The following is a 3664-nucleotide window of genomic DNA, read 5'->3' on the forward strand; positions in this document are numbered from 1 at the left end:
GTAACCTGAAGCGCCTCATCAAAAACGCGAATCGCTTCGTCCAGATCACCCTCTTCAAATGCAGTAATACCACTCTTGTTAAGCTTTCTAGCTTTAACCCTTTTCTGAAGGCTAACAGGCTCATCAAGCAACTCTTCAATATTGTTCATGACACCCTTGTCGTCCGAGTGACGCTCTGCCAAATCACTTAATACCTTCTCGGCTTCGGTCTCGTCTCCCATACTGTAGAGTGTTTTAGCAAACTCCAAGGTTGTTTCAGCTGAGGCGCTCGATACATCCATTGTTTCCTGGGCTTTATCCAGTGCAGCCTGAGACTTTTTGTCATCACCCTGCCCTTTGTGAACACGGGCCTCGATCAATAATGCACTAGCCTGAACATTGACATCATCCTTAAATTTCTTACTAGCACGCCCTAGAATATGAACAGCTTCTTTTGCCTGTTTTTTACCATTATCCGACGTATCACCTTCAGCCAAATCAGAAAGGCAGCGACCTAAACTTAAATAATTTTCAGAAGACTCGTGTACAGAATTGTGCCCCAACTTTACACTTTGACAAAAAGCATCCGCAGCGCCTTCAACATCTTTATTTTTAGAGCAAACTTCAGCAAGTTTCTGCTGACGCAGAATAGCATGCGGTGAAATATCAACAGCCTTTGCCAAAGTTTTTTGCGCATCGCGGGCCTTCCCATGCTTTAGTTGCGCTTCGGCCAAGGTATCATAGGCTTCAATTAAGTTCGGGTTACCTGCTAATAAGCCTTGAAGCCCCTTGATAGCGCCTTCATAGTCGCCCAAAGCAACTTGCACCTTGCTTAAACCAAGCCTTGCCCAACCAATATCACGTGTCGATAACACGTCACGATATATCTTCGCTGCGCGTTCGTTCTCACCCATCTGAAAATAAAGACTAGCAAGCTTGCGCATACACCAGGTGATATATTTAGTTTCGTAGCGAACCTCTTTATTGATTAGTTCGATCGCTTTGGGGAGGTTTTCAGCATCAATCGCCTCATTAACAGGTTTCAATACCTCACGCTGCTCGATCATTGCATCCAAACGTTTTTGTAAAACGGCTTTTGTAATAGGCTTTGTGATGTAGCCATCAGGCAAGTATTCAAGCGCTCCCATGACCATATCTTTAGAAGTTTCTGCCGTGATGAGTATGAATATGCCTGTATGCTTAAGAATTTTATTGTGACGAAGTTCTTCCAGAACCTGTTGCCCGCTCTTTCCGGGGCCTAGGTTATAGTCGCACAAAATAATATCAAACTCTTCATGCTCACAACGAGCAACGGCGTCTTCACCATTCCCCGCTACCTCGATACTCTCAACCCCAAACGCTCTGATCATTTGGCGTATTGAAAGACGAAAGTTTTCGAAATCATCGACAACCAAAAAGCGCAGATTGCGATAGTATTTGGCTAGCTGAATTTGTCTTTGCAACTCACTCATAAAACACTTACTTCACTGTTCCTAAATTTAATACTCCTAAGTGTAGACAAAAAATCAAATCAGATAGCGTATATTCAAATATTTCTTTTGACTCACGACACTGAACAATAGAAAATTCAGGCTTTTAACAAGCATGGTCTTATCTATCTAATATGGAATTCCCTTCTTTTATCGATATTGAATACAGCACACCAGATGAAGGCGGTTTTCCAACTGCAATTACCTGGTCACTAGCCAACGGCCAAATCAAGTCTGTACTTATTATCCCTGATGACGAATGGGACCCTTGGGACAATACCGACAGCACCGTAGATCTTCAATTTCTTTTTGATCAAGGTGTTTCCGGGCCTGACGTAATTCGAGAACTAAACCAGGACTTGGATGGCCAAACAGTTTTTATTGATGGCCTAGATGAAGATGAAGCCTTATTAGAACTGCTATTCGAGACTTATAATAACGAACTAGGCTTTGAAATAGCTTCAATCACCCAGCTCTTTAGCTCTCACCCACTAGAAACGCTGCTAGCGAAACGAAATGACCTGGCTATCGAGAACCAGCTTGATATTGACTCAATTGAAGACAATGTTCGCGCACTGCTTCACCTAAGCAAAGAAATCCTAACTTAGCATCTAGAATTTCTCAGGTTCAATTCACAACAACGCTCAGCAAACCCAATATTATGTTTTACTTCAATAAATTGTGAATCGTATCGAAGCACATTTGGTAATATCGTGGCACCATATTGCATTCCGTAATTCAATACCTCAATGCAAGCTATCAACCGTAGCAAAACCGGATCTACAAATGGATCAACTAAAATTAAGGATGCCCAGCAACATGGTTTGCAAACGCTTCGCACTCGCCCTAGTTTCAATTCTGCTATCTATTTCTACTTTGACTCAAGCCAACGATGATAACGGTTTTTTTAGCAACCCTGGCCCTAAGTCCGAAAGAAACTACTTATCTGTCGGTCTTTCTTTGAACGAATTCAACAGGCTCAACCTTAATCTCGTCCGCTCTGACAGCGTATCTTACGAAGATAGAACTGAAGGCTCTCCGGTTTTATCATTCAGCGGCCTTACTGCACAAACCTACGGCCTTAGCGTTATTTATGGTAGCTACCTAGATGACACTTTCAAAGCAGAGTTTCGTTACGGCAAGGGAATCAAAGAAGACACGCTTAAAGGAGCAAAGGATGTCAACCTAGATCATTGGATTGCGACATATATGGGAGCCGAGCAAGAGATTACAGATTATTTTAATGCTTACGCACTACTTGGACTATCTTACTACCGAGCAGATGTAACGCGTCATGAAGTTATTAGAACCGTCTCGGAAAGTGCTATTTCTAACGCGGAATCAGCGGTTCAACCCAGCCCATTCGTGGCCGAGTCACATTTATTTAAAACGAACTTCAGTTTAAGCTGGATTATCGGAGGAGACTATAAGCTGAGTGATCAGTGGTATTTATCCTTTGAATACGGTCGTTTGCTCAAGGACACTGATACGAATATCGAAATAGATCAGTACAGTACCTACCTAAAGTTTGAATTCTAAGGATAAGCCCACTACTCAAACCGACTAAGCAAATTTCCTAGCCGCGCTCTATTTTCCAGCATTGGTGAATATGACTATTGCGCTCAAAATCTTTATCCACTGACATTTTGGTAAAGTCTGTGACCTTATAGTTTGCGCTCAAGCCTGGATCAAGCTTAAACCTTCGCAGGTTATTCGAGAAAACCAGCACCCCCTTTTCAGACAGCAAGCTCATACACTGCTCTATGAGTACGACATGATCACGCTGAATATCCAGCACCCCCTGCATTCGTTTAGAATTAGAGAAGCTCGGTGGATCTAGAAAAATCAGATCAAAACTGGCTTTTTGTTCCTGTTGTGACTTTAGCCACTCAATACAATCTGCCTGAACTACTTTATTGTCACGAAGCGCTAGCCTATTGAGCGCCAGATTTCCCTCGAACCAATTCAAGTAGGTCTTTGACATATCAACGCTCAAGGTTGATTTCGCACCACCAAGTGCGGCATAAACACTCACCGCACCTGTATAACAAAATAAATTTAAAAAGCGTTTATCTCTGGCATTATCATAGACCCACTTTCTAATGGGACGATGATCGAGAAACAACCCGGTATCCAAGTAGTCCTTTAGGTTTACCTTGAATCGCGCACCACTCTCACTTACTGTAAAAAAGTCT

At 42.5% G+C, this 3664-nt stretch carries 4 protein-coding genes; 2 read left to right on the forward strand and 2 right to left on the reverse strand.

Annotated elements, in window-relative coordinates; all coding sequences use genetic code 11:
- The coding region (locus tag A3761_RS21425) for a tetratricopeptide repeat-containing response regulator (protein ID WP_068750840.1) at positions 1–1451 on the reverse strand (1451 nt) is incomplete at its 3' end.
- A gap of 152 nt (positions 1452–1603) precedes the next feature.
- Here A3761_RS21425 and A3761_RS21430 point away from each other — a divergent pair.
- Positions 1604–2077 (forward strand): hypothetical protein, encoded by a 474-nt coding sequence (locus A3761_RS21430; RefSeq protein ID WP_068515724.1) that lies wholly within the window; start codon positions 1604–1606, stop codon positions 2075–2077.
- Between the two features lie 178 nt (positions 2078–2255).
- Complete coding sequence (locus A3761_RS21435; protein WP_082865193.1) at positions 2256–3008, forward strand: outer membrane beta-barrel protein; 753 nt, start codon at positions 2256–2258, stop codon at positions 3006–3008.
- A 37-nt stretch (positions 3009–3045) separates the two neighbouring features.
- On the opposite strand, the gene A3761_RS21440 is transcribed toward A3761_RS21435, so the two are convergent.
- On the reverse strand, positions 3046–3664 hold a 619-nt coding region (locus A3761_RS21440), incomplete at its 5' end, for a class I SAM-dependent methyltransferase (protein ID WP_197473165.1).

Source organism: Oleiphilus sp. HI0123, from assembly GCF_001635315.1.